A 26,197-nucleotide genomic window follows, 5' to 3' on the forward strand; every position below is an offset into this window, starting at 1 on the left:
TGCATAAACCTCATTGACGCTTTTTCCCGGAGAAATAAGAAATATATTCGAGCTTGGGAGCATCCGGGAATAAGACCGCATGCAAGTCCAGGAAATAGTCATCCGTCATACTCGCAACATAGTCTACTACCACCTGGTTGGGTTCTTCTTTCAGGTAGGCCTCTTTAAGGCTCTCCGCCCTTGAAAATCCACTGTATACATGGTTGATATGGTGGCGGAAGATAGGAGAATTTTGATCTCCCTTCACAAAGTCTTCCAGCAGTTTATCATATACGCGTGCAAACATCTTGCGAATTGTGGGATAAGGCTCATTTTTATCCTGCGGACCGTAAATCCTCTTGAAATTCACCTGTTTTTCATATGCAAGCGCTGCCGCATACTCTTCGTCCAATTTGATATACGGTCTTCCATAGCTATTGGATACTACGTTGGTGATAATATTGTTGATAAAATCGGAATTTGTGGAACCCAAAACATCATTTTCCGAAAAAGGCTCCTGCACGCCGATTTTCAAAATCTGCGCATCCTGCCGGTCCTTACCAAGATAAGCAATCACATCCGCAAGGCGCACCACGCAGCCTTCGAGTGTCGCCGGAATCAATTTCCCCACCGCGCCCGCTTCCGTGTAGCATTCTTCCATCTGGCGTTCGAATTCCGCAAATGCTCCTTCCGCATCCCCGGCTTGATACCCGCGCGGCCGGTACTCGCCGCTCACTTTTTCGCCATTGTGGCATAGAATGCCATTCAGTACCTGAAGGCTGAGGTTTAGGGACAGTACCTTGTCTAAAATACGCGCGCTGTGTACGTTGTGGTTAAAATAACGCCCTGTATTCGCATGATAAAGTTTGGAGAGGAACCGTTCTCCCGCGTGTCCGAATGGCGTATGTCCGAGGTCGTGTCCAAGGGCAATCGCCTCGATCAGGTCGAGATTCAGGTTCAGCATACGGCCGATATTGCGGGCGATTCGTGAAACAAGCTGTACGTGCAGGATACGCCGCGTGATGTCATCGTTTTTATATAAGGAAAAAACCTGCGTTTTGTCTGCATAGCGGTTAAAATAACGGCAATACAGGATGCGCTCACTGTCCTTCGCAAAATTAGGGCGCTGGACACGGAATATCTCTTTTTCCCGCCGTATCGAGCATTTATCCCGCGTTGCATAAGCATACATTTCATCCTGTTTGCGTTTTAAGTCGGCATAGACCGCTTCTTCCACTTTGGGATTGAGTTTCAGGTACTTTTTTTCGCGTTTTTTATCCATAAGCTTTGTCCTCGTGCCTTTATTATAGCATAAAGCACTGGCTTCGTCCTTTGTAAATTTATTCTGAATGAACGCTTCCGCCGTTTGCCATAGAGGCCGGGTGTGTATTAATATATACAGTATTCTATATTGGAGGAACTTTATGATGAAAAAAAGTTTATTGGGAACTTTGGCGCTTGCCATATGCTCCCTGTTTGTTCTTGCAGGCTGTTCCCCGGCATCAGAACCGTCTGTTTCTGCTTCGCCGTCTGATGATCTCATTCTTGCCGTTACAGGCACCGTAACGGATATTACAATGGCGGACGGCACCACCAGTATCACAGTCGACGGCAGCGATACGGATTCCGGCGCTACTTATCAGTCTATGATCTTGCATCTGACGGACCAGACGCCGGTTGAAAAAGATGGTGGAACCAGTTCGTACCAGGAAGGCACAATCCATGCCGGCGACACCGTAGAAGCCTATTTCTCGGCTTCTACCCCCGTAACTGCTTCCGAACCTCCACAAGGATCCCCGGATAAGCTTATAGTGACAGCACAGGAGGAGGGCGGTATGACCGCCGATGTGCAGAAGGAATTTAACGGAACGATCACAGAAATCACCGAGGACGGCGATTATCTTCTCGTCTATGTACAAAAGGCAGAGGGCGGCGACGCGGTAGATGACCTGCGCGCTGTGGTGTCGGCAGATACCATAATCTCTTCCGAAAGCGAGCCGGGTAAAACACTTGCCATGAAAGATCTCGCTAAGGGCCAGAAGGTCACTGTTACTACAGACGGCCGCATGACTTTCTCTATTCCGCCGCAAGCAAATGCACAGACTATCGTGTTGCATGATGCGGAAGCCAAGTAAAGCAGTATAAAAAATGCCTGATCCACTTGGACCAGGCATTTTTTATGGAAATCTGGGTCTTTCAATAAAGACCCGACGGTTTCTCCGAAAGATTGATTACAATATTTTTCATCTGTGTATAATGTTCAAGGATTACCTTATGTGTTTCACGGCCAATCCCAGACTTCTTATAACCGCCGAATGGCGCCCCTGCCGGGAATGAATTATATGTATTGACCCACATCCGTCCTGTCTTCACCCCGCGCGCTACGCGAATCGCACGGTTCAGATCCCGCGTCCATACTCCGCCGCCGAGGCCGTATTCACTGTCATTGGCGAGATCAACAACCTCATCTTCTGTTTTGAATTTGATCACAACCGCAACCGGTCCAAAAATTTCTTCTTGTGCCACACGCATATCATTTTTTACATCTACAAGCAAGGTCGGGCGCATGAAATACCCCTGATCGAGGCCGTTTTCCATAATGCGCACACCGCCGCAAGCTACTTTTGCGCCTTCTTGCTTTCCGATCTCAATATAGTTCAGCACTTTTTTGAGCTGTCCTTCCGAAATCTGCGCACCCATCTGGGTATCTTCTTTCCATGGCTCGCCAACCTTCACGCGGTCAAACCGTTTTACTGCATCTTCAATAAAGCGGTCATAGATATCTTCCTGCACAAATACGCGCGAGCCCGCGCTGCATACCTGTCCTTGATTAAACAAGATGCCAAGCTGTACGCCTTCCATCGCCATCTCCCAATCGCAATCCGGGAAGAAAATATTAGCAGACTTTCCGCCCAGTTCGAGTGTCGCCGGGATCAGCTTTTCCGCCGCTGCTTCCGCAACGGAGACGCCGACCTCCGTCGAACCTGTAAATGCGAGCTTGGCAAACCCTTTGTGCCTCAGAATATATTCCCCCGATTTCGATCCTTTGCCTGTCACCACATTAAAGACGCCGGGAGGGAGGATATCTTGTGTGAGCTTAGCTAGTTCAAGTACAGAAAGGGGCGTGCTGCTCGACGGTTTCAGTACGGTGCAGCATCCCGCCGCAAGCACGGGAGCCAACTTCCACGCCGCCATCAGGAATGGAAAATTCCACGGGACAATCTGTCCGACCACGCCAATCGGTTCACGCAGGATTAGGTTCAGCGTATTTTTATCCAGCATCATCGCTTCCCCTTCCTCTGTACGTACTGCCCCCGCAAAATAGCGAAAATGGTCAGCCGCCAGCGGCACATCCGCATTCAATGTTTCCCGGATAGGTTTTCCATTATCCAGCATTTCAATCTGCGCAAGCCGCTCCCTATTCTCGTCGATGACCTCCGCGACCCGGAGCAATATTTTCTGCCGTTCTTCCGGGCTCACATCCTTCCAGGTTTCCCACGCGTGCCATGCCGCATTTACGGCCCTATCCACATCCTGCTCCGTTGCCTCCGCACAGGTGGAAAGCTTCTCCCCATTCGCCGGGCAAAAGGTATCAAAGGTCCCTCCGTCGCCCGCTGCCGACCACTTCCCGTCGATAAAGAGTCCATATGTTTTATCCGCTATTTGTTTCATTGTTCTTTTTCCTTTCCGGAGATTTTAAGATATTTCTATCAATTTGCTTCATTCTTAAACCGTATGGGGAAAGAGAACATTAAAAAAGCGCGGAACCCGCGCTTTTTTCATCCGTACTTTTTATTTATTGCCCATGAGCATAACCATCACTGCTTTTTGGGCATGCATACGGTTTTCCGCCTCATCGAAAATCTCCTGTGCATGCGCCTCAAATACTTCGGCCGTAATTTCTTCTTCGCGATGCGCGGGCAAGCAATGCTGTACCATAGCATCTGGTTTTGCGGCCGCCATTACATCCTTGTTGATCTGGATGCCTTGGAACGCCTTCTGGCGCTCTGCAATCTGCGCTTCATGCCCCATAGATGCCCAAACGTCCGTAAAGAGCACGTCCGCATCCTTTGCCGCCGCATAAATATCTCCTGAAATAGAAAACTTGGGATACTTTTTGGCAAATTCCAGCACCGATGGATCGGGCCAATAATTTTCCGGGATTGCACACGCAACTTCCATACCCATAGTGAGTCCGCCCACAATCAGTGAATTTGCCATATTATTTCCATCACCGATATATGCCATCTTGAGCCCGTCAAAATTCTTCTTATATTCACGTATCGTCATTAAGTCTGCCAGAACCTGGCATGGATGCGCATAGTCCGTAAGGCCGTTGATAACCGGAATACTGCCGTATTTTGCAAGGTCTTCCACCTCTTGCTGCGCATAGGTACGAATCATAATGCCGTCAAGGTAGCGCGACAATACCCGCGCCGTGTCTTCAACAGGCTCTCCCCGGCCGATCTGAAGGTCGTTCGAGGAAAGAAACAGCGGATAGCCGCCAAGCTGATACATGCCGACCTCAAAAGAAACCCTTGTCCGCGTGGAAGATTTCTGGAAAATCATTCCCAGGGTCTTCCCTGCAAGGAGCGGATGCTTGATCCCTTGCTTGTTTTCTGCCTTCAGTTTATCCGCCAGATCGAGAATTTCAGTGATCTGTTCTTTATTAAGATCGCTCATTTTGAGTAGATGCTTCATAGTATTTACCTCGTTTCCAATTCAATAGCATAATTATACACCGATATGAATATTTATGCAAATCATTTTTACCGTTCCGCCTGCTGCTCGCAGTAAGCGCAGCGGTAAATTCCCCGTTCCGCGTCCGTGAGGTTAAATACGTGCGGAAGCTCCTGCTCCACCGAAGTAATGCACCGTGGATTTTTACATTTGACAATGTTCACAACCCGCTTAGGAAGCGTGAGGTTCATCTTTTCAATGATCTTTCCGCCGTCAATGATATTCACTGTGATATTCGGGTCGATAAAACCAAGCATTTCAAGATCTGTTTCAATCTCATTTTCAATTTTGATGATATCCTTTTTGCCCATACGATTGCTTTTTACATTTTTAATAATCGCTACGGCACAATCCAGTTTATCAAGCCCCAGATAATTATAGATGCTCATGGCCTTCCCGGCCTTGATATGATCGATCACCACGCCTCTTTCCACACTATCGATACTTAACATTACACATTTACCCCCAACATCGTCATGATAAGAGCCATCCTGACATACTTTCCGAATAACGCCTGCTTAAAATAGACCGCGCGCGGATCTTTGTCTACTTCCACGGAGATTTCATTGACTCTCGGCAGCGGATGCATAACAATCATATCTTCTTTTGCAAGCTTCATCTTCTCCGCATCAAGAATATAGCTGTCCCGCAGGCGAATATAGTCTTCCTCATTGAAGAAGCGTTCCCGCTGGACACGCGTCATGTAAAGGATATCGAGATCGGAAATGATCTCTTCCAAACGTTCATATTGTACATAGGTGACATTTTCATTATTTTTAAGTACGTCTTCTTTTACATACCGTGGAACTTTCAATTCTTTAGGCGAAATGAACACAAATTTGATATTTGTATACCGCGAAAGCGCACGGATCAAAGAATGCACCGTACGTCCAAATTTAAGGTCTCCGCACATGCCGATCGTCAAGTGGTCAAGCCGTCCCTTAAGAGAGCGAATTGTAAGCAAATCTGTAAGCGTCTGGGTTGGATGCTGATGTCCTCCATCGCCCGCATTGATGATCGGGATTGCTACATTTTGTGAAGCAACCATTGCCGCGCCCTCTTTTGGGTGGCGCATCGCGATAATATCTGCATAACACTCCACCGTGCGCACCGTATCTGCAACGCTTTCTCCTTTGGAAGCCGAACTGTTGTCCGCTCCCGCAAAGCCGATTACATCGCCGCCGAGTTCATGCATTGCCGCTTCAAAGCTCAGCCGGGTACGCGTCGAAGGTTCAAAAAAAAGTGTAGCCAGCTTTTTATGCCTGCACACTTCCTGGTATTTTTCCGGTTCTGCAATGATTTTCCCTGCTAAATCCAGTAACTCGTCGATCTCTTCCACCGATATATCCATTGGATCCAGTAAATGTTTCATCAATTTCCTCCTGTTTTATCGATTTGGTACATAGCCTGCGCATGAATCCGCCCTCGGAGGCAAAAAAAATATCTCTCCATATCAGAAAGACATTGTGATTGCACGAAAAACAAATGTGTAAAACCTTATCAGCCTCTCTGTACCAATTTAAAGGTTCTTATGTATCTTTAATTATTCTACTACACAAAAAAGCGAATAGCAAGATAAGATTTTCATGTTTCCGCGGAGAAAAAAGCGTCCATTATTAAAGCAGAACAACTTATTCGGGAAAGGAAGTGAAACAAATGTCACATAGTCTGACAGCAAAATTTATTGCACTCGCAGCGGTCATTCTCGTGGGCCTCGCAATGATCTTTGTGACGATCCCGAGCACTCCGCTTCCCGTACAAAACTTGGCGGAGAGCCTTGCTACGACTGCAGAAACGCAGGCTGAACCGGTATCAGCCGCAATTAATTGATTTTTCCCCTTTACAAGAAAAGTGCCATAAAAAGGCGCTTCGATCACGGAGCGTCTTTTTTGTTATCTTTTAAAACCACATTCCGGTATGGATACGGAATCTCTATCCCTTGCCGGTCAAATTCCTTTTTTACCGTATACCGCAAATCAGACAGAACCGGAAAGCTGGAGGATGTGTCCGGCGTCCATACAAATGCCCTCAACTGGATTGCGGATTCCCCAAGGTCCTGCACACGGACGGTGACAGCCGGCGCTCCGCTGTCCTTTTCCTTCTCCGTGCGCACGTCAAGCGTCCCCGGATGTGCCTGCACCGTATCCGCAAGAAGCTTCATGGCCAGATCAATATCACTGTCGTAGGAAATTCCTACATCAAGGAAGCTGCATACATTTGCCTGTTCAATTATATGTGAGGCGCGAATCATATCTTTATCAATAATGCTGTTGGGAATCACGATGCTCTTATTTGAAGCATCGAGAATCGTCGTATGACGCAGGCCAATGTCCTTAACCACCCCCATAACAGGCGGCGTTACATTCAGTATTTCAATAAATTCTCCAACCTCGAAGGGCTTCGCAGCACTGATGGAAATGCCGCTAAACACATTGCCCAGCGTCTGCTGCGCTGCAAGGCCGATAACAATACCGGCAATTCCTGAGCTCGCAAGCAGGCCCGTTCCAAGGCTGCTGAGCGGCTTTATTGTCATAAGTACACACAGTACTGCAACAATAATAATCGCCACATAGATCAACCTGTAAAAAATCCGCGCGTTTCCCGTCAGTTTCCGTGCCAAAAAGTGCTGGATCAGTTTAATAATGATAAAGGCAATCGCCGCAACAATGGCCGCATAAATAACTGTATTGACAAGCCCAAGCGAAAAAACTTCACTCTCCCACTTTTCAAAAGCGTTTCCAACTGTTTGCGTGGTAACGCCTGAAGCCTGATCCGCGAGCAGGCCAACACCGGTATCCATTAATGTCATACTGCTTTTCTCCAATTAAAGTTTTGAACGGTATATTGATACCCAAAAAATTCCTTTTTATTACATCAGCGGTGCAAACACGCGTAAAATCGCCTGCATCAGACGGATATACCAGGGACGGCGGCATATTTCCTCATAGGATATCTCCTGGCATACCTTGAGCGTTTCCAAATAATCCTCCTTGAGCTGTCCGATCGTCTTGGTTCCATAGAGCCACACACCGCACTCATAGTGCAGGAATAAGCTACGGTAATCGAGGTTGATCGTGCCGATAATCCCGAATTCATCGTCACACACAAAGGTTTTGGTGTGAACGAACCCCGGGGTATATTCGTAAATTTTGACCCCCGCCTTAAGCAATTCCTCATAATGCGCCCGCGTAAGCAGGAACACCATCTTTTTGTCTGGAATGTGTGGTGTGGTAATACGTACATCTACGCCGCTTTTGGCCGCATTTTCAAGCGCAGTCATAAATTCATTATCAAGGATCAGGTAGGGTGTATTGATATAAAGATACCGCTTTGCCCTGCTGAGCATATTCATATAGGTATTTTCACTGACATATTCATCGTCCATCGGATCATCCGTGAATGGCTGGACATATCCATCGGATTCAAATCCTTCCAAATCCCGCGGTTTCGGCCGGAATACGGAATAATCTTCATCTTCCTGCATCATAAAATTCCATGCCTGCAGGAACATCACGGCAAACGCCCACGCTCCCGCACCCTTCAGCATAACCGCGCCGTCTTTCCAGTGCCCAAAGCGTTCGATTGCGTTGATATATTCATCGGCAAGATTCGCCCCGCTGCAAAATGCCGTATGCCCGTCGACCACAGTTACCTTGCGGTGGTTGCGGTTATTAAAAATCGATGAGAGCTCAGGCCTCAGCGGATTGAATACCGTAGCCTTGATTCCCATTTCCCGCAGCCGCTTAAAATAACGGAATGGGAGCGTACGCGCGCAGCCCATGTCGTCGTACATAAAACGCACATCCACCCCTTCGGCTACTTTGCGCCGCAGGATTTCGAGTATGCTGTCCCACATAACACCCTTTTCCACAATAAAATATTCCATGAAAATATAGTGTTCCGCTTTTTCCAATTCTGTTTTAAGCTGCTCAAAAAACGCTTCTCCACTGGGAAAATACTCAGATTCCGTATTATCATACACGGGGAACGTACTTGCCCGGCGTATATAGTCTGTCTGCCGCAGCGCATCGAGGTTTTTCTGTTTAAGTGTGTGCGTCACTCTGCGGTCCTGTCCTAAAAGCGGCTTTGATTTTTCAAGTTCCGCTTCCGCTTTTCGGCGCATTTTTCTGGTCAGCTGGCGCTGGCTGAAAAAGATATACATCAGCACACCGAATACGGGCAATACCAGAATCACGATAATCCAAGCAAGCTTATAAGAGGGGTTCTGCCGCTTGTTTACAATATAAAGCGCCATTACAAGGCTTACCACCCAGAAAATTGTCCGAATAGTTTGTGATTGATCGTCAAAATACAGAAAAAGACTAATAATGATCCATGCCTGAATGCCAATCAACGCAAATACAATGAACATCCGGCTGATGAAGAAGCTAAAAAATTTTTTCATATAATACTCCCATCGTTTTCCCCGTTACCATTTTACGTTAAAACAGAATTTTACGCAACAAACAAAAAACGCGTGCCGGCGGCACACGTTTTTTGTTACGTTTCTCTCTTACTTTACAGGGATTTCCGGCAGGCTGTCAAAGCCTTTCTGTAATTCTTCATCTGTCGGAATATAATCGTTCATTTTTCCGTCATGGTAGGATTCATATGCCGTCATATCGAAATAGCCCGTCCCCGTAAGGCCGAACAGGATCGTCTTCCGTTCGCCTGACTCTTTGCATTTTAGCGCCTCGTCAATGGCCGTACGAATCGCATGGGCAGATTCCGGCGCAGGCAGGATCGTTTCTTTTTTAGCGAACAGCACTGCCGCCTCAAACACCTTGCTCTGTTCAACCGCCACGGCCTCCATATACTTGTCGTGGTACAACTTCGACAGAATTGGCGACATTCCGTGATACCTCAATCCGCCCGCATGGTTTGCGGAGGGAATAAAGCCGCTTCCCAATGTGTACATTTTAGCCATTGGAGTAATCTTGCCCGTATCACAGAAATCATATGCATATTTACCACGCGTAAAGGACGGACAGGATGCCGGTTCCACTGCGACAATCCGCGGGTTTGCCTTCCCTGTCAGCTTATCCTGCATAAACGGTGCGATCAGGCCGCCCAAATTCGATCCGCCTCCGGCGCAGCCAATTACGATATCCGGGTATTCATCAAGCTTTTCCATCGCGATCTTGGATTCCAGACCAATAATTGATTGGTGGAGCAGCACCTGGTTCAGCACCGATCCGAGCACATAGCGATACCCTTCCGTGGAGACTGCCTTTTCCACCGCTTCGGAGATCGCGCAGCCAAGGCTGCCCGATGTATTTGGGTTTTCTGCCAGGATCTTGCGGCCTATCTCCGTGGTATTGCTCGGGCTGGCAATTACGTCTGCATCAAAAGTCTGCATTACCGCTTTGCGAAACGGCTTTTGCTGATAAGAAACCTTCACCATGAATACTGTAAGCGGCAACCCAAAATAAGAACATGCTTCTGCGAGCGCGGTACCCCATTGGCCTGCTCCCGTTTCTGTTGTCAGCCCTTTCAGCCCCTGGTCCTTCGCGTAATATGCCTGTGCAATTGCAGAATTAAGCTTATGGCTGCCCGACGTATTATTGCCTTCAAACTTATAGTAGATCTTTGCGGGCGTGTCTAATGTCTTTTCCAGATTGAACGCACGGATCAGCGGAGATGGGCGGTAAATTTTGTACATTTCCAGAACTTCTTCCGGAATATCTACGTAGCGCGTCTCATTATCTAATTCCTGATGCGCCAATTTTTCACAAAATACCGGATAAATGTCCTCCTCCGTCGCCGGCTGCATCGTTGCCGGATTGATCATAGGCGCAGGCAATTCTTTCATATCTGCGCGCATATTATACCACTGCTTTGGCATCTCGTCTTCACTTAAATAGAGTCTGTGCGGAATCTTTACCATTGCTTTGCTCTCCCTTCAAATATTTATGAATAAAGCCAAAAAGGCTTTTATCCCAACTTTCTGGGACAAAAGCCTAAAACTTCTGCGGTGCCACCCGGATTGGCGCAATGCGCCCTCTCTGTCACAATCAAACAATTGCGTTTCCATGATAACGGTTGGAAATTCCGTCAGGTATTACTAAACTCTCGTTGTTCTCCCTGCCCTCATCAGTCCATTCACCGAAAATCCTCTGCTGCAATGATCCCACCACCCATTGCTCTCTTGAAAGCGGTTCTTCCGGTTACTCCTCTGAATCACTGGTTTCTCTGTTTATGATTGCTTATTATAGCAGACTTGCCAAAATGTGTCAAGGATAATTCATCTTCTCTCTTCGGCTTGTTTCTGCATTGCCTTAAGCTCTGCCGCAGTGATAAGGTGTTTTTTATTCCGGCTGTCCTGTTCCGTAAAACGCCCGCCCTGTTCCCGTTCGTTATGTGAATCATAAAACAGGAAGGGCACCGGTTCCCCGCCGTGAGCGCCAGTATCGGAGAACGTAAAGTGGTCAGATGCCACTGAAATTGTATAATCATTTCCAATATTCCCAAGGAATTCCCCCAGGAATACTCTGTCTATCGCCTCTACAGCCTGCATTTTTTCTACCGGCTGAAGCTCGTGGGAGAGGTCATCCGTTTCCTGAATATGGACGTAGATATCCTCATATTCCTTCACCGCGTTAATTGCCTTCTCAAGCTTTTCTTCAAGAAAGTTTTCAAATGTACGGCCTTCCCGTTTCGTGCCAACATTGGGAAGCCCGGCAATCGTTGTAATCCCGTCCATAAGCAGAGTTTCCGAAAGCGCGACACGGCCGCGGGTGTCGCCTTTGATTTCAGGCATGATCGATGCGCCCCACATCCACATACCATTTGCAGGGATATCCTTCTTTTGCAGAAAATCATACGATTTTTTCATGAGTTCAAAAAACTTTGCCTGGTTTCCTTCCATCCTGATAAACGGAGCAATATCCTGTCCGATAATGTCGTGGGCGGGCATAAAATCTACCGGATAAAGCTTCTTCCCATTTTTCACAATCAGCGTGCAGCGGAAAGAGCCACAATAAACAAGCTCGAATTCGTCGTCAAATACTGCTTCCGCCAATTCCCGCACAACGGGCTCGGCAATCTCGGTCGCAATGTCGTATGCGCTATAGCTCTTAATGCGGCTTGTCTCAAAGGAACCGCCCTCAAACGCTACAAGATTGCAGCGAATATATAAATCATTTTCATTCATCGGCAGGTGCAGACCCGCCGCTTCAATAATCGAACGTCCTCTGTACGTATGGGGGTCAAACCCAAGGAGGCTCAGGTTTGCAACGGCACTCCCTACTTCAAGCCCTTCCGGAATAGTAAGCACTGTCCCTCCAAGCGATTTTTTGTAAAGTGCGTCAAGGTTTGGGGTTTTTGCATATTCAAGCGGTGTTTTCCCCGCGAGGGCGGCATTTGGCCGGTCTGCGACGCCATCCAACACCAATGTAATTTTTTTCATGTCTTTCTCCTTCCGCTATGCTTCATTTCTGTCCCCATTATACGCTATCCGAGCCACGGGTTCAATCATCACGCAAGAAAACCAAGTTATCGAATACAAAAAAACCATGCCGCTCACCGGAGCATGCATGGTTCTTCCTTCATTTCCCGTCAAGATGCTTCGCGCATCTCCATGATCTTTTCAAAATTGGTTCGCATCAGCGATTCTACCTGCGTATACCATGATTCCGATCCTCCGCAGTAGCTTTGGCTCACATCTTTTGTCGTTTTTCCCTCAAAATATTTTCCATTTTCATCAAGATAATCGTCACGCAGCAAGGTCGCCTGATAGTCCACGCAATCCTGTTTCGTTGGAAACTCCATATATCCATTATTCCCGTTTTTAATTCCGCCAAGGTTATTGCAATTTTGTGCCAGTTTGCTCTTCCCGAATCCACTTTCAAGCTGTGCTACACTAATCAGGAAAAGCGCATTGATTCCATGTGTCTGCTCTTTTTCTGCATAACAACTTCCCAATCCCTCGAGCCCGGAATCTTTCAGCAAAGCTTCCAGTTCCTCGGCGCTGCAGCCCGAAAGAACCGTTAAGTCTCCATAGGGAACATATTCATAGGGCGTAACCAAAGTTTCATCCGTAAATGTTTCAAATACAGCCTCTGAGATGCTTTCTGCAAGCGCTTCCGCCCGTTCTTCCCCAAACGCTTCCATTTCAGTTGATGCAGATACTCCTGCCGCCATTGCACATGGCAAAAAGGCAGTACTAATTGCCAAAGCAAGCACTCCGGCACACACAAGCCGGCAAGTTTTTACAAGTGTTCTTTTCATACTGATTCCTTTCCCTAATTTAGGGGTGCTTCGTTATTATACATCTACTTCTCCATTTTTGCAAGCTTTATGCATTTTTTTAGGGAATCCGTTTATTAATATCAAGTAAAATGTTTGTTGATTCCCCACAGGATTAGGGGTACACTATGTCTTATGAAAAGGAGCGCTTATTTTATGGAACAGCGAAAAAAATATTTTCAGGATCTGGAAAGTTCCCTGGATCCCGGGATCGAAAATGCGGATTCCGGATGTGTTGTCAGTGACAGGATTTCTGTAGGCGGTTATGAGATCGGTATCATGTACCGCGATTTTCCGATTCCGGATACATCTGATTCCGGCTGGGTCTTTCTGGCAGGTGATGAGGATGCCGTTTATATGAATACGCCGGGGAATACCTCTGCTTTCCCCCTGCGCATAATATGCAGTTATGATCCTGCCATCATACCCTTTTTGGATTCTGCTTATGAAACGGCATTTATTCGCCAGGAAAACGGCGAGTTTCTCAAGGCCGAACACTTTTTTGATGAAGAAACCTGAGCCTGAAGCATTCCAAATTTAAAATCGAAACCGAGGTGTGTTCCAATGACTGCACGGGATGCAAGTTTCACCCATGCCCCACGAATTAATAAAAAGTACCTGCCTCTACTGGCAGGAATTGTCTGGAGTATTGCAGGTACGGCCGTTCTTTCGATCGGCCTGCCAGCCCTGCTGGGAAATCCGGATCCATTGTGGCTCTCCCTTCCGGTGACTGCAGTGGTCTTTTTTCTCTTTTTCAAGCTTATTTTCTTTCGCCTCTTTCGTAAGCATACCGCCCGTATCGAGGCTTTTCCACGTCAAAAAATATGTGCATTCGCATTTTTTGACGTAAAGGGCTATATTATTATGGCATGTATGATTACGTTTGGTATTTTGCTTCGTTCTTCCAACCTCCTCCCACAGTCTGTTCTCGGGATGCTGTATACTGGGATTGGCGGCGCCATGATTGGCGCGGCGGTAAATTTTATTGTTTCCTTTGTAAAAAAACAAATCGCTGCAGTTTAAAGTTCTTAAAAAACGGCAAAATCCCCGGTTCCCCAGGGATTTTGGAATGCCTGAAAACAGCCTACTTCATTAGTTCCCCCACCAAGCGGTTTACAAGCCCGCCATCGGCCTTTCCCTTCACGCGCGGCATCAAATTTTTCATAATATTGCCTTTATCCTTAGCTTCCGGCTTTTCAATTTCCAGCTGCCGCAAAACATCGGCAATAATTTGTTTGATTTCTCCCTCATCCATTTGCTTCGGGGCAAACTCCATCAGGGCAGTTATCCGTCTTTCATTCATATCAATCAAATCAGACCGTCCGGCTTTTTTCGCCCCTGCAAGACTTTCCTCCGCCTGCTTTATTTCTTTTAGAATAATCGTATTTTCTTCTTCCTCAGTCAGCGGTTCCCGTTTATCTTTTGCCTTTGCTTTCAGCGCCGATAAGAGAAGTGTAAGCGTCTCTTTGCGTTCGCCGTCCTTCGCCTTCATCGCCGCGATCATCTCTTTTTGTACCGTTTCGATCTTGTCCATAACTTTCCTCCCTTATTTCAAATCCTTTTCCATGCACACGACCGCTTCATCCCTGTCAAAACTGCCATAATTCGGAATAAAACGATAGCCCAGTTTTTCATACAGCGCAATCGCCCACGGCATTTCTTTACCCGCCTCCAGGATTATCGCCGTAAATCCAAATTCCTTCGCTTTTTCTTCAAGCCGTTTTACAATCGCCGCGCCAATTCCCCGGCGCCTCCATTCAGGCTTTACCAGAACGCGTTTTATTTCCGCTGCATCGCTTGCTGCGGTACTGCGAATACAACCACACCCGATTGCTCTTTTATCTTCAAGCACCAAGACTACACACGCGGCTTCTTCAATCCGGTTCACATCCCGATATTTTAAAGATGCCTCTCCAAATAGCCGGAAGTATTCTTGATCCAGCTCTCGGCAAAGAAGCTGAAAACGCGCGTCTGCTCCACTTGTTTCTATCACTCGCATCTTCAATGCCTCCGCATTTATTATAGCATAACCTCCGGTTTTTTCATGGAAATTCAGAGAAACTATTAGAAAACAGACAGACATATATACGGCTGTAAGGCCTTGATTTCAGGCCGTTGACACACACTGCAAACGTCCGGCACATTTAAGCTATATGACCATGAGACATACGAATGGCTTGCCGCCCCGCAAGAAAGGCATAGTCTCCCTACGTTGGGCGGTATAGATTTGAAAAACGGCTTATTTCGCGTAAGGCGGTCTATTTCGGAATCTTCTTCCGGCATATTAATTAAACCATGTAAAAGCAAAAAGTCCATCCGCAATATTCCTTTTGATGACGAACTATGTCAGACATTATCACAACACTCCGGGCATATTATTATAAAAACCGTATGTGGAGTATGAGTGCAAATATTTAATATCCGGAAAATATGGTGGGTACATCCGCTCATCCAACCGGCATTCCGGCCGATTTAAGAAATTTTTGAAGTATATGCGGCAAAAGAAAGCTTAGATGTCCTGATGCTTGCCCCCCACGAATTACCCCATAGCTCTGGCTCAATCCTTTATTCGCGCAGTGTCGATATCATAACCATAAGCAAAACCATGATACAAGAGCATAGAAATAACAGTGAAGCTATACTATGTGCATGACAATTTGGAGTTAATGAAAGATGCTATTCTTTTGAGCGCATAACTAAACTGAAATAGACGTAAGTTGGTATGATATTTGTACGGCACCTTGCGTCCATAATTATACAAAACAATACGTAATAACACATAAGTAAAAATAATAAGAAAAGGCTTCACAATCTGCCTTGTAAAGCCTTTTCCTTTGGTGGACCACCAGGGACTCGAACCCTGGACACCCTGATTAAGAGTCAGGTGCTCTAGCCAACTGAGCTAGTGGTCCAGACCATTTATGGAGCGGGTGATGGGAATCGAACCCACGCATTCGGCTTGGAAGGCCGACGCTCTACCATTGAGCCACACCCGCATATACGTCCTTATTCTCTTCCTCCTGCCGCTTCATTAAACCATTGTGACAGAGGATAAATATTCGCTGCTGCGAAACCTATCTATTGCGCAAAAGCCACACGAACCGTTTGCGAAATGGAGCGGGTGATGGGAATCGAACCCACATAGCCGGCTTGGGAAGCCGGTGCTCTACCACTGAGCTACACCCGCATTTCCATCTTTCTAAAATGTACGTTCCCATCATTTCGATGGGAACGACATTTTACGTCATGGAGCGGAAGACGAGATTCGAACTCGCGACATTCGCCTTGGCAAGGCGACGCTCTACCACTGAGCCACTCCCGCATATGAAATTGGTGCGGGCGAAAGGACTCGAACCTTCACGCCTAAGGCACCAGATCCTAAGTCTGGCGCGTCTGCCAATTCCGCCACGCCCGCGTATAATACGCGTCCGTTGCGCGCAAGAATTATTATAATAGATAAAGCTTAATGTTGTCAAGAGAATTCCGACTGAAAAACGATCTTTTTCTGCTAATTTTTAAATCATGCGCATTCCCGCGCACTGGCTTTCAAGCCGCCGTTTCCGTTCTTTCCAATCCGGCATATGGTCGGAAAGGAAAGCTTTAAATCCGGGGCCGTGATCCGGATAAAGCAGATGGGTCAATTCGTGCAATACTACGTATTCAATGCAGTCTGCGGTTGAACACATTAAATAGTAGTTAAAACGGATCGTTCTTTGTGTGCTCGTGCAGCTTCCCCACAAAGTTCGCATCTTCCGGACTTTAATCACGGGTTTTTCCGCTTCATCCTGCCCCAAAACCGGATACCACTTATTTACGGCATCCCCAAGATAAGCAAGCGCCTGCTGTACCCACCAATTCTGGAGCACCTCTTTATACTCCTCAGGCCTGCTGCAAAAAATTGTCATATCTTCGCCATTCAGCGCAACCCCGGTCCGGCGGTCTTTTACAACCTCCAGCGCATAATTGGTTCCCATAAAAAGGACATGCCCATCATCTGATTTCTGCCGCGGCAGATGATTGATATGATTTTCGATCCATGCGCTTTTTGCAGAAACAAACTCCTGTATCCGCCCGCTGCTTACGCCGAAAGGTGCGCTAACGCAAACGCTTCCATCAGAACGGACACGTAAACGAATATTTTTCATCGTTTTTCTTGCCACGCCGACGCTAAGCTCACTGCCGTCCGATAATTTAATTTTCACCATTTCATCGCTCATATTGTTTATTATAGCACATCCCATAGAAAAAGGCATCTGAAAAGCGGTTGATAAAACATTTCATATTCAGTATAATATAAAAGCGCTGATTAACTTTCGCGCGTACCGGTCAAAATAGCCGGAATGAAATCGGGAGAATCGAATGGATACAAAGTTAATAATTCCTAATGATAAAAAGATACACTTTATTGGAATCGGCGGTTGTTCTATGAGCGGTCTTGCACAGATCCTGTCGGCCAATGGCTATATGGTAACAGGTTCCGATATGAAAGAGTCGGCGTTTACCCGCCAGTTGGAGCAAAAAGGAATTCCCGTTACTTTTGGGCACGATGAAAAAAATGTACACGGCGCAGGCCTCGTGGTATACACCGCTGCAATCAAGCCATATAATCCGGAATATGCCTACGCGGCGGCGCATGAAATTCCGATGCTTGAACGGTCCAAGTTGTTGGGGTTGATTTCCAGCCACTACGAGCGTGTAGCCTGCATTTCGGGATGCCACGGAAAGACAACCATCACTTCTATGCTTGCGCTTATCATGCAGCATTCGGAAGAAGACTGCACGGTTCACGTGGGCGGTATGGTCGATTTTTTGTCCGGCGGCGTAAAAATCGGCACGAATGACGCTTTCATTACGGAAGCCTGCGAATATGTGCGCAGTTTTCTTACATTGCATCCAACGCATATCCTGGTCAACAATATAGACGATGATCATCTTGACTGTTATCGTGACATTAACGATATCTTTGATACGTTTGTAGAGTTCATTCAAAAAATGGATGAAAATGGAATCTTGCTATTGAACCAGTCGGATACGCTCGCTTACCGTCTGAAAGACTATGCACCATGTCGTATCGTTACTTATAATGACGGCCCAAGCAGCGATTGGTATCTGGAATCTCCTGAGTTTAATGAGCTTGGCTGCGGCAGTGGAACCGTGGTTTGCCGCGGGCAAAAACTGGGAACGCTGGAGCTTACCGTGCCCGGTCTGCATAACCTGCGCAACGCTCTTGCAGCAACCGCTTTTGCCTTTGAAGTGTTTGGCGTTGATGTCAAAACATCCATCAGCGCGCTCAAAGATTACCGGCTTGCCGGGCGGCGCTTTGAGCTGGTTGGCGAGCGGGACGGCGTGCGTGTATTTCATGATTATGCACATCATCCAAGTGAGATTTCAGCATGCCTCGAGGCGGCTTCCCTCGTCCCCCATCACAAGCTGTGGGTGGTTTTCCAATGCAATTCCTATACGCGTGCACGCACGTTAAAAGATAAATACGCCCAGTGTTTCGGCAACGCGGACGAAGTGCTGATGCCTGATATTTATCCCGGGAGAGATACGGATACGCAGGGAATCCACGCGCGCGACGTGGTCGCGGCAATCAACTCCAACTCCTGTTCCTGCATGTATATTCCTACTTTTCAAGGAATTAAGGATTATCTTCTCAAAAATTGGAAACCGGGCGATATCGTAATGACGCTTGGCTCCGGGGATATCAATAAGCAGCAAATGATCTTTTTCAAAGACTGAAAAAAGCATCCCATGGGATGCTTTTTTCGCTTTGTTACTTAAAGTTCCGGGTGAAAATATCACTGTGCTCAAGCAGACTCTCCACCGTATCAAATCCCATGCGGTGGAGCAGCTCAATCACATAGGGATTATCGATCGGCGTCGGATAAGCCGCACGCGCCCCATATGCCTCTACCTGCTCCGTCCCTTCTTCCCGGTTAATAAGTGCCTTAGGGCCTCCCACGCAGCCTCCTGTACAACCCATACCTTCAAAAAAATTGGCATTCGTTTTTCCTTCGCGCAGTGCAGACAACATTTCCTTGCATGCCGGGACGCCATCTGCCTGCTGGGTTCGCACAGTAATTTTTCGGTCAGGATTCAGCCGGTTTACCGTCGCTTTGACAGCTTCGCTTACTCCACCCTTCCGTGCATAAATCCGCCCGGCCCGTGAAGAATGATCCTTATCGTCTTCCGGGAGTGCTCCCGGATCTATTTGCGCCGCTTCAAAAATATCTCGTGCCTCCTGAAAAGTCAGTACGTAATCCACCGCATCCGCAATATCTTGTTCCCGTGCTTCCGCTTTCTTGGCAATACATGGGCCGACAAATACCGTCACCGCATCCGGATAAAGCGATTTTATGGCCCTCCCGCATGCAACCATAGGTGAGACTGCGCCGGGCACATGCGGCATTAATTCGTGATATATCTTGCGGATCATGGCAATCCACATCGGACAGCAGCAGCTTGTAAGCTGATAATCCGATTCCTGTAGAATGTTTTGATCGAACTCAAGTGCCTCTTTAAGCGTCAGGATATCTGCAAACAGAGCTACTTCAATCATCCCGTCAAATCCTATTTTTTTAAATGCCGTCCTCAATTTTCCCGGTGTAACAGCTTCGCCAAGTTGTCCGGTAAAGGCTGGCGCGATCAACGCATAGGCCGGTCCTTTGCGTTCCTGCAAAGCATTGAGCGCAGCAATCACGTCGCGGCTTGCCTTCAGTTTTTCCCGGTCGCATCCATCTACGCAGGTGCAGCATCCAACGCACTCTTTCGGATCGATTGCAATTCCCTCTTTGCCGTCCGGCCGAATTGCCCCAAATTCACATCCATTTACGCAGCTTTCTTGCCGTCCGGGCGGACAATCGCACACACCGACTTTCCATACCAGCGGATATGCATTCGGGTGCAGTAAGCAATCAAGGTCATCCATATCGCAGTCTTTTTCCCCAACCCGTTCTCCACGCGCCGCTTTCTTAAGCAATCTCCTGTAAATCTCATCAAATGTCGCCATTTATTCCTCCCCTGTCAGAATATTCTCTCTACTATTTTTTAAACAATTCCCCGCTATTAAAACAGCGGCAAGGATGTTTTCCCCGCCGCTTTATCCTCTCAAGTCAACTGATATCCACATCTTCAATCCGATATTTGCTTTGGTGTTCGATGGGTACCCATTCCGTATGAGGCCGGAACAAAGCGCCGAGCGCAATAAACATCATCGTCAGCAAGAAAATCGGATAAAGCAGGATTCCCCGTACCATCGGTCCAATTCTGCGCCTCTCGAGCTTCAACGTTAAAAACGCCACCAACACACCAAGACCAAAGTTAAATAGGGATAACGCGAGTATCACCGGCCCTGCAAAAGCTTCAAAACCCGGCATCATCAACATCATCAGGATACTCGCCGCATTGAGCGGCAGTGCAAGCCCGGTCGCCGGAATAAATAAGATATACCATGCAAGATCAAGCGCTTTCAAATTTCCCTGAAATACCCGCCGCATAATTTGTTTGAAATACAAAGGAATACACTGCATTCCTCCCACCATCCAGCGGAACCGCTGTTTGACGGACACGCTGTATTCCGCCGGTTGCTCGTCATAAAACACTGCTTTTCTTGCAGGGATAATCTTATGTCCTTTTAAAATTTGTTGAATGGAAAACTCTACGTCTTCCGTGAGGGAATAGGTTGTCCAGCCTTCCCCGCCAAGCGCAGACAGTTTGAATGCAAAACCCGTGCCTCCCACCATACTGGAAAAGCCGAGCGTATGCCTTGATGTATAATAGAATCTCTGGAGCATCAGCCAATAAATTGAGTAGACTTCGCTGATCCACGAATCATGTATATTTTTGGTGTCACGGTAGCCAAGCGCCACATCGGCTCCCGCATTGAGCGCATGGTTCATTTCAGTCAAAAATGCCGGCGATGCTAAATTGTCCGCATCAAAGATGCACACCGCATCATAATCTTCCGCATATTCGCGCAATAACTTATTGATACCAAAATGAAGGGCATAACCCTTTCCTTTCTTTTTTTCATTGAACCGCTCGAATACAGTTGCTCCGCACGCCCCTGCAACGTGCGCCGTATGATCCGTACAGTTATCTGCTACTACAAAGATATGATAATTTGAATAATCCTGCTTTTTCAGACTATCGATCAGGTTGCCAATCACACGTTCCTCGTTTCGCGCGCAGACCAACACAGCGAAACGGTATTGCCTGGAATCTTTGGGTACAAGCGCCCTTGGCTTCGCAAGACCGGCTAGAGTGGTGATAACCATCCAGATCATAATAGGCGCAGAATAAATAGACAGTATGATAACGATCCATTTACAGATCTCAAATCCGGGATTCATATCCCCATCCTCCCCGTTTTCCGTCCGTTTCCGGACTTCTGCATTTATTATATCATCTATTCAACAGACAAATTCTTAAGAAGCACTTAACAAAGCATAAAATTTTGCTTATTCCGCAAACAGCGGCGTACTGAAATACCGTTCGGCCGTATCCGGGAGAACGGTAACAACGGTTTTTCCCGGGCCGAGCTCTTTTGCAAGCCGCAGGGCTGCCGCTACATTGGTGCCGCTTGATATCCCGCACATGAGGCCTTCCCGCCGCGCAAGATCCTTCGCTGTGCTGATTGCCTCATCATCTGTCACAATGCAGATATCATCATAAATATCTGTATTCAGATTTTCCGGAATCAGTCCGTCGCCAATACCCATCTGCAAATGTGTCCCAATGCTTCCTCCCGACAGGATTGCCGCATTTTCAGGCTCTACCGCCCAAATCGTCATGTCCGGATTTTGTGCTTTAAGCACTTCCCCGATTCCGCTGATTGTCCCACCGGTCCCGACTCCCGAGCAAAAACCATGAATCGGCCCGGATACCTGCTCCAATATTTCAAGCGCCGTGTGATGCCTGTGCACCATTGGGTTTGCCGGGTTAGTAAACTGTTGGGGAACAAATACATTCGGGTCTTCCTCCTGCATCTCAAGCGCCGTTTGAAGGCACTTTTCAATACAAGCCCCTATGTTTCCATCATCATGCACAAGTTTTACTGTCGCGCCATAATGCTCCATCAGTTTTTTTCGTTCTTCGCTCACGGAATCTGGCATAATAATCACCGTTCGGTATCCTTTCACCGCACCGACAAGCGCAAGGCCAATCCCCTGGTTACCGCTCGTCGGCTCGACAATCACGGAATCCCGGTTCAGGGCGCCCTGTTTTTCAGCTTCAGCAATCATATTATATGCTGTGCGCGTTTTAATTGATCCGCCAATATTCAGCCCTTCATATTTTACAAGTACCTGCGCGCAGTCTTCCCCCGCCATCCGGTTCAAACGAATCATAGGCGTATGCCCGACTGCTTCCAGGACGTTATTATAAATCATTAAAAATTCTCCTCATTTTCTAAGCATACCTATATATTATATACCTGATTGCCGGGTTTTGGAATAGAGATATTTTAATTCCTCCGGCTTTGACACCCAATTGTTACGCACCTATAATATAATTACACTGAGGCTGAGAAAGGGGCGTTTTTTATGGATAGGACAATATTGCACTGTGACTGCAATGCATATTATGCATCGGTGGAATGTATTATGCGTCCCGAACTGCAAAAGATACCCATGGCCGTATGCGGTGATCCAGAAAGCAGGCGTGGTATCATCCTTGCTAAAAATGAACTCGCCAAAGGCTACGGTATCATAACAGCTGAAACCGTATGGCAGGCAAAGAAAAAATGTCCGGAACTTGTGCTGGTTCCGCCGCGCCGTGGAGAATATACGAAATATTGCAAATTAATCAATGAGATTTACGCCGAATATACCAGCAAAGTAGAGGCATTCAGCATCGATGAATCGTGGCTTGATGTGACGGGCAGCCTGCATTTATTCGGTTCGGGAGAAGAAATTGCAAATACACTCCGCAAGCGAATTCGGGAAGAGCTCGGGCTTACAATTTCAGTGGGCGTATCCTTTAACAAGGCTTTTGCCAAGCTTGGCAGCGATTATAAAAAGCCGGACGCCACTACAGTAATTACGCGGGACAATTTTCGCACGATTCTGTTCCCTCTCCCCGTTACGGATATGTTGTACGTCGGCAAAAAAACAGCGGATATCCTGCAAAAAATTGGTGTGCGTACCATCGGCGCGCTCGCGTCATTACAACGCAGCGAGGTGTCGAAGCTTTTGGGTAAATCCGGCGAACTTGTATGGGAATATGCGAATGGGCTGGATGAAAGCCCGGTGCGTGAGATTGGCCAGTCCGATCCGGTGAAGAGCATCGGGAACAGCATTACTTTTCGGCGAAACCTCCTTGGGGAAGGCGATATAAGGGCGGGAGTGCTCATGCTTGCAGACAGTGTAGGCGCCCGGCTGCGTAAAACAGGGGTTTATTGCCAAACCGTTCAGGTGCAAATCAAAGATCCTGATTTCAAGGTTATTTCCCGCCAGAAAACTCTGCCGCGGCCCATCCACCTTACCAAAGACCTCGCGGAAGCAGGGCTTGAGATTATTTTCAAGGCATGGAATCCGGAAAAACCAATCCGGCTCATTTCCCTCACGGCCGCCGGGCTCACGGAAAGCGAAGAGGGCGGGCAGATTACGTTTTTTGACGCACCTTCGGTCCGCAGCAAAAAGCAGGAAAAACTCGAAAATACCATTGATGAAATTCGGGGGAAATTCGGCAAGAATGCCGTTTCTTATGCCTCCATCCTCAAGACGGATATCGTTTCAAAACGTCAAGGCGATATTCCCCTGTTGTCTGAAAACAAGCCTGATTTTTCGGCAGGAGATGATTCATGATCTGAAACCATCCGGCTGCAGGTCATTTTGTTATGCGTTATAGGTTCCCGAAGTAATTTTTCCGCCTTTTCCCGTCCAATCAGTATGGCGCGGCGTATCGGGGGCGTCTTCAAGCGCATACCCATGCGCTCCAAAATAGTCCCGCTGTGCCTGCAGCAGATTAGCTGAAAGTTTACCGGACCGGTATCCGTCAAAAAAGGAAAGCGCGGACGACATCGCGGGCAAGGGAATTCCCCGTGCCGCCCCTTCTGCCACTATTTTTCTCAGCGATGGAACCGCCTCATTCAATCGTTTCGTAAATTCCGGAGCCAGCATAGGGTTTCTAAGCTTGCGTTCCCCAAACGCTTCAATCAGACCGTCGAGCATTCCTGAACGAATGATGCAGCCGCCCCTCCATAGGCGTAATGCAGTCCTGAGATCAAATTCCCATCCATAGGTTCCCGCTCCCTCCGCAAGGATCATGCATCCTTGCGCATACAAAATAATTTTAGACGCAAGAAGGGCGCTCCTGATTTCTTCAATCAGGGCTGCACCCGGCATAGCTGCTAGTTCCGGTGCGGGAAACAACTGCGCCGCCCGCTTGCGCTCCTCTTTTTTATTGCTCAGGAAACGGGCAAACAGCGCTTCCGCTGTGATCGTCGCAGGCACACCCGAGGATGCCGCCTCGATTACCGTCCATTTTCCCGTTCCCTTCTGTCCTGCTACATCGAGGATCTGCGGAAGCAAATATCGTCCGTTTTCCCTGTATTTCAATATGTCAACAGTAATGGATATCAGGTAGCCTCCGAGCATCCCGGTATTCCATGTGCGGAACGTCTCCGCCATATCCTCTTGTTTCATGCCCATTCCATCGCACATCATCTGGTATGCTTCACAAATGAGCTGCATCTCGCCGTATTCTATGCCGTTATGTACGGTTTTGGTCAGGTGCCCTGCCCCATCCGGCCCCAGGTAGGCACAGCACGGCGTACCATCCGGTGCTTTCGCTGCAATTGCGGTCAGGATGTGTTTTACACCTTCCCATGCGTCCCGGTCTCCCCCCGGCATCAGGCTCGGCCCGTGAAGCGCCCCCTGTTCGCCACCCGAAACGCCCATGCCAATATAACGTATTTTTTTCTCATTTAGCATTTTTTGACGGCGGCGCGTATCATGAAAATCAGAATTTCCTCCGTCTATCAGGATATCGCCTTCTGCAAGATACGGAAGTATTTCTTCGATCAAACGATCTACGGGCTCTCCCGCCCGAACCATCATCACAATCATACGTGGTGTTTCCAGCTTTTGGGCCAATTCTCCCAAGGATTGTACCGCTTCGAAGGCGCCGCTTCCATAGGCGGCCATAAAGCGTTGTTCAGCATCCTTATCGATATCGTAAACTGCCACGGAATACCCTTTGCTTTCTATGTTACGTGCAAGGTTTGACCCCATGACCGCAAGGCCCACCATTCCTATTTGTGCCATTCTGCCTCTCCTTCCTGCCTTTCAATTTTTCCATGTGGAAGCAATGCATGAACGCCGCGTATGCCGTTTACAATCTGTGTTATGTTAAGATCCGCAAGCAAACTTGCCATCGTAAGAGCTTCCCGTTTGTGGAATCCATATTTCTTTTCCATAAAGCGAACCATATGGCAGAGCGCCATGTAGGCCGCATCCGTCAGATTCCTATCATATCCGAACGTCACCCAGCCGGCAGGCGTATCCGCAACTAAAAATTCCGTTTCCTCCCGGAGCAGTTCAAATGTAAGTTTTACTTTATCGTAAGGGCATTCAATGGCCGTACATCCAAGTTCTCCATTTCCCTGTGCGGCATGCCCGTCACCCACGGAAAAAAGAGCGCCTTCATGGAAAACAGGAAAATAGATCGTACTTCCTTCCGTAAGTTCTTTGCAGTCCATGTTGCCGCCATGTTCACCGGGAATATACGTAGTAACCGCTTCGTTTCCCTCCGGCGCCACCGCATAAATTCCCATAAACGGCCAAAGCGCGACTTTGTGGCCTTCATTACTCGTACAGGTTCTGTTCATGTGGTCGATTTCCCAAATAAGAAAGTACTCCCCTTCTTCACAGCCGATACGTTTTAAATGGTCCGGGTCGCCCCTTCCTACCCGACTCCATCCCCAATTACCCGGCACCAACTCATCCACATGGACGGCGAGCGTCATGCCTGGCTCCGCGCCACGCACATACACTGGCCCCGTAAGCGCCTGTCCACAGTCCGTTTCACGCATATGCGGGAAAAATATACCGCTGTCTGTTCTCGGTTCCGTACATCTTCCGGTTCTCCAGTCCGCTTCAAGCGTACCAAACTCGATGCTGTCGCCGGAATCGACCGTAATCACGGCCGGAAGCTCCGGCGATAATATACCGTGTAAGCTCTCCCGGACAGGGTTTAATTGAAAGGTAGCCATAACTTTATCCTCCCC

General features: G+C 47.7%; 24 protein-coding genes, 5 tRNA genes and 1 other annotated feature. Of the genes, 6 read left to right on the forward strand and 23 right to left on the reverse strand.

Going from position 1 to position 26,197, the window contains the following annotated elements:
* Positions 1 to 10 precede the first annotated feature (10 nt).
* Entirely contained in the window at positions 11 to 1,261 is a 1,251-nt protein-coding gene (locus H8S18_RS03440) for a deoxyguanosinetriphosphate triphosphohydrolase family protein (protein WP_186856885.1), read from the reverse strand.
* Between the two features lie 142 nt (positions 1,262 to 1,403).
* Between H8S18_RS03440 and H8S18_RS03445 the strand changes: the two genes are divergently transcribed.
* On the forward strand, positions 1,404 to 2,114 hold the full coding sequence (locus H8S18_RS03445; protein ID WP_186856886.1) for a hypothetical protein: 711 nt from the start codon (positions 1,404 to 1,406) through the stop codon (positions 2,112 to 2,114).
* 61 nt (positions 2,115 to 2,175) lie between these two features.
* Here the strand turns inward: H8S18_RS03445 and H8S18_RS03450 are convergent, their stop codons facing one another.
* The 4 genes from H8S18_RS03450 to pyrB form a co-directional block, all read right to left on the reverse strand.
* On the reverse strand, positions 2,176 to 3,651 hold the full coding sequence (locus H8S18_RS03450; protein ID WP_186856887.1) for an aldehyde dehydrogenase family protein: 1,476 nt from the start codon (positions 3,649 to 3,651) through the stop codon (positions 2,176 to 2,178).
* Positions 3,652 to 3,771: 120 nt separating this feature from the next.
* Entirely contained in the window at positions 3,772 to 4,680 is a 909-nt protein-coding gene (argF, locus tag H8S18_RS03455; RefSeq protein WP_186856888.1) for an ornithine carbamoyltransferase, read from the reverse strand.
* A 68-nt stretch (positions 4,681 to 4,748) separates the two neighbouring features.
* The gene (locus H8S18_RS03460) at positions 4,749 to 5,171 is read right to left on the reverse strand and encodes an aspartate carbamoyltransferase regulatory subunit (RefSeq protein WP_066688499.1); all 423 of its coding nucleotides are present in this window, start codon (positions 5,169 to 5,171) and stop codon (positions 4,749 to 4,751) included.
* The gene (gene pyrB / locus H8S18_RS03465; RefSeq protein WP_186856889.1) at positions 5,171 to 6,091 is read right to left on the reverse strand and encodes an aspartate carbamoyltransferase; all 921 of its coding nucleotides are present in this window, start codon (positions 6,089 to 6,091) and stop codon (positions 5,171 to 5,173) included. The genes H8S18_RS03460 and pyrB overlap by 1 nt, the downstream gene beginning before the upstream one ends.
* A 284-nt stretch (positions 6,092 to 6,375) precedes the next feature.
* Between pyrB and H8S18_RS03470 the strand changes: the two genes are divergently transcribed.
* Positions 6,376 to 6,549 carry a hypothetical protein gene (locus H8S18_RS03470; protein ID WP_186856890.1) on the forward strand — a complete coding sequence of 58 codons (174 nt, stop codon included), beginning with the start codon at positions 6,376 to 6,378 and terminating at the stop codon, positions 6,547 to 6,549.
* A 43-nt stretch (positions 6,550 to 6,592) separates the two neighbouring features.
* Here H8S18_RS03470 and H8S18_RS03475 read toward each other — a convergent pair whose 3' ends face one another.
* From H8S18_RS03475 to H8S18_RS03495, 5 genes are all read right to left on the reverse strand, one after another.
* On the reverse strand, positions 6,593 to 7,528 hold the full coding sequence (locus tag H8S18_RS03475; RefSeq protein WP_186856891.1) for a mechanosensitive ion channel family protein: 936 nt from the start codon (positions 7,526 to 7,528) through the stop codon (positions 6,593 to 6,595).
* A gap of 60 nt (positions 7,529 to 7,588) precedes the next feature.
* Complete coding sequence (gene cls / locus H8S18_RS03480; RefSeq protein WP_186856892.1) at positions 7,589 to 9,124, reverse strand: cardiolipin synthase; 1,536 nt, start codon at positions 9,122 to 9,124, stop codon at positions 7,589 to 7,591.
* Positions 9,125 to 9,232: 108 nt separating this feature from the next.
* Positions 9,233 to 10,606 carry a TrpB-like pyridoxal phosphate-dependent enzyme gene (locus tag H8S18_RS03485; protein WP_186856893.1) on the reverse strand — a complete coding sequence of 458 codons (1,374 nt, stop codon included), beginning with the start codon at positions 10,604 to 10,606 and terminating at the stop codon, positions 9,233 to 9,235.
* A gap of 58 nt (positions 10,607 to 10,664) precedes the next feature.
* Positions 10,665 to 10,912, reverse strand: a binding site (T-box leader).
* Between the two features lie 51 nt (positions 10,913 to 10,963).
* The gene (locus tag H8S18_RS03490) at positions 10,964 to 12,127 is read right to left on the reverse strand and encodes an alkaline phosphatase family protein (protein ID WP_186856894.1); all 1,164 of its coding nucleotides are present in this window, start codon (positions 12,125 to 12,127) and stop codon (positions 10,964 to 10,966) included.
* 149 nt (positions 12,128 to 12,276) lie between these two features.
* A complete protein-coding gene (locus tag H8S18_RS03495; protein WP_186856895.1) occupies positions 12,277 to 12,948 on the reverse strand; it encodes a glucosaminidase domain-containing protein in 672 nt (223 codons plus the stop codon).
* 174 nt (positions 12,949 to 13,122) lie between these two features.
* Here H8S18_RS03495 and H8S18_RS03500 point away from each other — a divergent pair, with 174 nt between their 5' ends.
* Complete coding sequence (locus H8S18_RS03500) at positions 13,123 to 13,485, forward strand: DUF2185 domain-containing protein (RefSeq protein WP_186856896.1); 363 nt, start codon at positions 13,123 to 13,125, stop codon at positions 13,483 to 13,485.
* Between the two features lie 45 nt (positions 13,486 to 13,530).
* Positions 13,531 to 13,989, forward strand: coding sequence for a hypothetical protein (locus H8S18_RS03505; protein WP_186856897.1), 459 nt, complete (start codon positions 13,531 to 13,533; stop codon positions 13,987 to 13,989).
* A 61-nt stretch (positions 13,990 to 14,050) separates the two neighbouring features.
* Here the strand turns inward: H8S18_RS03505 and H8S18_RS03510 are convergent, their stop codons facing one another.
* From H8S18_RS03510 to H8S18_RS03545, 8 genes are all read right to left on the reverse strand, one after another.
* On the reverse strand, positions 14,051 to 14,500 hold the full coding sequence (locus tag H8S18_RS03510) for a GatB/YqeY domain-containing protein (RefSeq protein ID WP_186856898.1): 450 nt from the start codon (positions 14,498 to 14,500) through the stop codon (positions 14,051 to 14,053).
* 12 nt (positions 14,501 to 14,512) lie between these two features.
* Complete coding sequence (locus H8S18_RS03515) at positions 14,513 to 14,965, reverse strand: GNAT family N-acetyltransferase (RefSeq protein ID WP_186856899.1); 453 nt, start codon at positions 14,963 to 14,965, stop codon at positions 14,513 to 14,515.
* Between the two features lie 836 nt (positions 14,966 to 15,801).
* A tRNA-Lys gene (locus H8S18_RS03520) sits at positions 15,802 to 15,878 on the reverse strand.
* Between the two features lie 10 nt (positions 15,879 to 15,888).
* Positions 15,889 to 15,962: transfer RNA gene (locus tag H8S18_RS03525), tRNA-Gly, on the reverse strand.
* 117 nt (positions 15,963 to 16,079) lie between these two features.
* Positions 16,080 to 16,153, reverse strand: a tRNA-Gly gene (locus H8S18_RS03530).
* 60 nt (positions 16,154 to 16,213) lie between these two features.
* A tRNA-Gly gene (locus H8S18_RS03535) sits at positions 16,214 to 16,288 on the reverse strand.
* A gap of 9 nt (positions 16,289 to 16,297) precedes the next feature.
* A tRNA-Leu gene (locus tag H8S18_RS03540) sits at positions 16,298 to 16,381 on the reverse strand.
* A 100-nt stretch (positions 16,382 to 16,481) separates the two neighbouring features.
* Positions 16,482 to 17,171 (reverse strand): M48 family metallopeptidase, encoded by a 690-nt coding sequence (locus H8S18_RS03545; RefSeq protein WP_186856900.1) that lies wholly within the window; start codon positions 17,169 to 17,171, stop codon positions 16,482 to 16,484.
* Between the two features lie 154 nt (positions 17,172 to 17,325).
* On the opposite strand from H8S18_RS03545, the gene murC reads away from it, so the two are divergent.
* On the forward strand, positions 17,326 to 18,708 hold the full coding sequence (gene murC, locus H8S18_RS03550) for a UDP-N-acetylmuramate--L-alanine ligase (protein WP_186856901.1): 1,383 nt from the start codon (positions 17,326 to 17,328) through the stop codon (positions 18,706 to 18,708).
* Positions 18,709 to 18,742: 34 nt separating this feature from the next.
* Here murC and H8S18_RS03555 read toward each other — a convergent pair whose 3' ends face one another.
* The 3 genes from H8S18_RS03555 to cysK form a co-directional block, all read right to left on the reverse strand.
* Positions 18,743 to 19,978 (reverse strand): [Fe-Fe] hydrogenase large subunit C-terminal domain-containing protein, encoded by a 1,236-nt coding sequence (locus tag H8S18_RS03555; protein WP_186856902.1) that lies wholly within the window; start codon positions 19,976 to 19,978, stop codon positions 18,743 to 18,745.
* Between the two features lie 103 nt (positions 19,979 to 20,081).
* Positions 20,082 to 21,320, reverse strand: coding sequence for a glycosyltransferase family 2 protein (locus H8S18_RS03560; protein WP_186856903.1), 1,239 nt, complete (start codon positions 21,318 to 21,320; stop codon positions 20,082 to 20,084).
* Between the two features lie 108 nt (positions 21,321 to 21,428).
* Entirely contained in the window at positions 21,429 to 22,358 is a 930-nt protein-coding gene (gene cysK, locus H8S18_RS03565) for a cysteine synthase A (RefSeq protein ID WP_186856904.1), read from the reverse strand.
* A 153-nt stretch (positions 22,359 to 22,511) separates the two neighbouring features.
* Between cysK and dinB the strand changes: the two genes are divergently transcribed.
* On the forward strand, positions 22,512 to 23,774 hold the full coding sequence (dinB, locus tag H8S18_RS03570; RefSeq protein WP_186856905.1) for a DNA polymerase IV: 1,263 nt from the start codon (positions 22,512 to 22,514) through the stop codon (positions 23,772 to 23,774).
* A 30-nt stretch (positions 23,775 to 23,804) separates the two neighbouring features.
* On the opposite strand, the gene gnd is transcribed toward dinB, so the two are convergent.
* Positions 23,805 to 25,235, reverse strand: a complete 1,431-nt coding sequence (gene gnd / locus H8S18_RS03575) for a decarboxylating NADP(+)-dependent phosphogluconate dehydrogenase (RefSeq protein ID WP_186856906.1) — start codon at positions 25,233 to 25,235, stop codon at positions 23,805 to 23,807.
* On the reverse strand, positions 25,223 to 26,182 hold the full coding sequence (locus tag H8S18_RS03580) for an acetamidase/formamidase family protein (protein WP_186856907.1): 960 nt from the start codon (positions 26,180 to 26,182) through the stop codon (positions 25,223 to 25,225). The genes gnd and H8S18_RS03580 overlap by 13 nt, the downstream gene beginning before the upstream one ends.
* Between the last annotated feature and the right edge of the window lie 15 nt (positions 26,183 to 26,197).

Origin of the sequence: Christensenella tenuis, assembly GCF_014287795.1 — a bacterium.
GTDB lineage: Bacteria > Bacillota > Clostridia > Christensenellales > Christensenellaceae > Christensenella > Christensenella tenuis.

What these genes read in the sequence shown, in the direction of transcription:
- H8S18_RS03440 (WP_186856885.1), bottom strand. Translation starts at nt 1,261, where the DNA reads ATGGATAAAAAACGCGAAAAAAAGTACCTGAAACTCAATCCCAAAGTG.
- H8S18_RS03445 (WP_186856886.1), top strand. Translation starts at nt 1,404, where the DNA reads ATGATGAAAAAAAGTTTATTGGGAACTTTGGCGCTTGCCATATGCTCC.
- H8S18_RS03450 (WP_186856887.1), bottom strand. Translation starts at nt 3,651, where the DNA reads ATGAAACAAATAGCGGATAAAACATATGGACTCTTTATCGACGGGAAG.
- argF (WP_186856888.1), bottom strand. Translation starts at nt 4,680, where the DNA reads ATGAAGCATCTACTCAAAATGAGCGATCTTAATAAAGAACAGATCACT.
- H8S18_RS03460 (WP_066688499.1), bottom strand. Translation starts at nt 5,171, where the DNA reads ATGTTAAGTATCGATAGTGTGGAAAGAGGCGTGGTGATCGATCATATC.
- pyrB (WP_186856889.1), bottom strand. Translation starts at nt 6,091, where the DNA reads ATGAAACATTTACTGGATCCAATGGATATATCGGTGGAAGAGATCGAC.
- H8S18_RS03470 (WP_186856890.1), top strand. Translation starts at nt 6,376, where the DNA reads ATGTCACATAGTCTGACAGCAAAATTTATTGCACTCGCAGCGGTCATT.
- H8S18_RS03475 (WP_186856891.1), bottom strand. Translation starts at nt 7,528, where the DNA reads ATGACATTAATGGATACCGGTGTTGGCCTGCTCGCGGATCAGGCTTCA.
- cls (WP_186856892.1), bottom strand. Translation starts at nt 9,124, where the DNA reads ATGAAAAAATTTTTTAGCTTCTTCATCAGCCGGATGTTCATTGTATTT.
- H8S18_RS03485 (WP_186856893.1), bottom strand. Translation starts at nt 10,606, where the DNA reads ATGGTAAAGATTCCGCACAGACTCTATTTAAGTGAAGACGAGATGCCA.
- H8S18_RS03490 (WP_186856894.1), bottom strand. Translation starts at nt 12,127, where the DNA reads ATGAAAAAAATTACATTGGTGTTGGATGGCGTCGCAGACCGGCCAAAT.
- H8S18_RS03495 (WP_186856895.1), bottom strand. Translation starts at nt 12,948, where the DNA reads ATGAAAAGAACACTTGTAAAAACTTGCCGGCTTGTGTGTGCCGGAGTG.
- H8S18_RS03500 (WP_186856896.1), top strand. Translation starts at nt 13,123, where the DNA reads ATGGAACAGCGAAAAAAATATTTTCAGGATCTGGAAAGTTCCCTGGAT.
- H8S18_RS03505 (WP_186856897.1), top strand. Translation starts at nt 13,531, where the DNA reads ATGACTGCACGGGATGCAAGTTTCACCCATGCCCCACGAATTAATAAA.
- H8S18_RS03510 (WP_186856898.1), bottom strand. Translation starts at nt 14,500, where the DNA reads ATGGACAAGATCGAAACGGTACAAAAAGAGATGATCGCGGCGATGAAG.
- H8S18_RS03515 (WP_186856899.1), bottom strand. Translation starts at nt 14,965, where the DNA reads ATGCGAGTGATAGAAACAAGTGGAGCAGACGCGCGTTTTCAGCTTCTT.
- H8S18_RS03545 (WP_186856900.1), bottom strand. Translation starts at nt 17,171, where the DNA reads ATGGTGAAAATTAAATTATCGGACGGCAGTGAGCTTAGCGTCGGCGTG.
- murC (WP_186856901.1), top strand. Translation starts at nt 17,326, where the DNA reads ATGGATACAAAGTTAATAATTCCTAATGATAAAAAGATACACTTTATT.
- H8S18_RS03555 (WP_186856902.1), bottom strand. Translation starts at nt 19,978, where the DNA reads ATGGCGACATTTGATGAGATTTACAGGAGATTGCTTAAGAAAGCGGCG.
- H8S18_RS03560 (WP_186856903.1), bottom strand. Translation starts at nt 21,320, where the DNA reads ATGAATCCCGGATTTGAGATCTGTAAATGGATCGTTATCATACTGTCT.
- cysK (WP_186856904.1), bottom strand. Translation starts at nt 22,358, where the DNA reads ATGATTTATAATAACGTCCTGGAAGCAGTCGGGCATACGCCTATGATT.
- dinB (WP_186856905.1), top strand. Translation starts at nt 22,512, where the DNA reads ATGGATAGGACAATATTGCACTGTGACTGCAATGCATATTATGCATCG.
- gnd (WP_186856906.1), bottom strand. Translation starts at nt 25,235, where the DNA reads ATGGCACAAATAGGAATGGTGGGCCTTGCGGTCATGGGGTCAAACCTT.
- H8S18_RS03580 (WP_186856907.1), bottom strand. Translation starts at nt 26,182, where the DNA reads ATGGCTACCTTTCAATTAAACCCTGTCCGGGAGAGCTTACACGGTATA.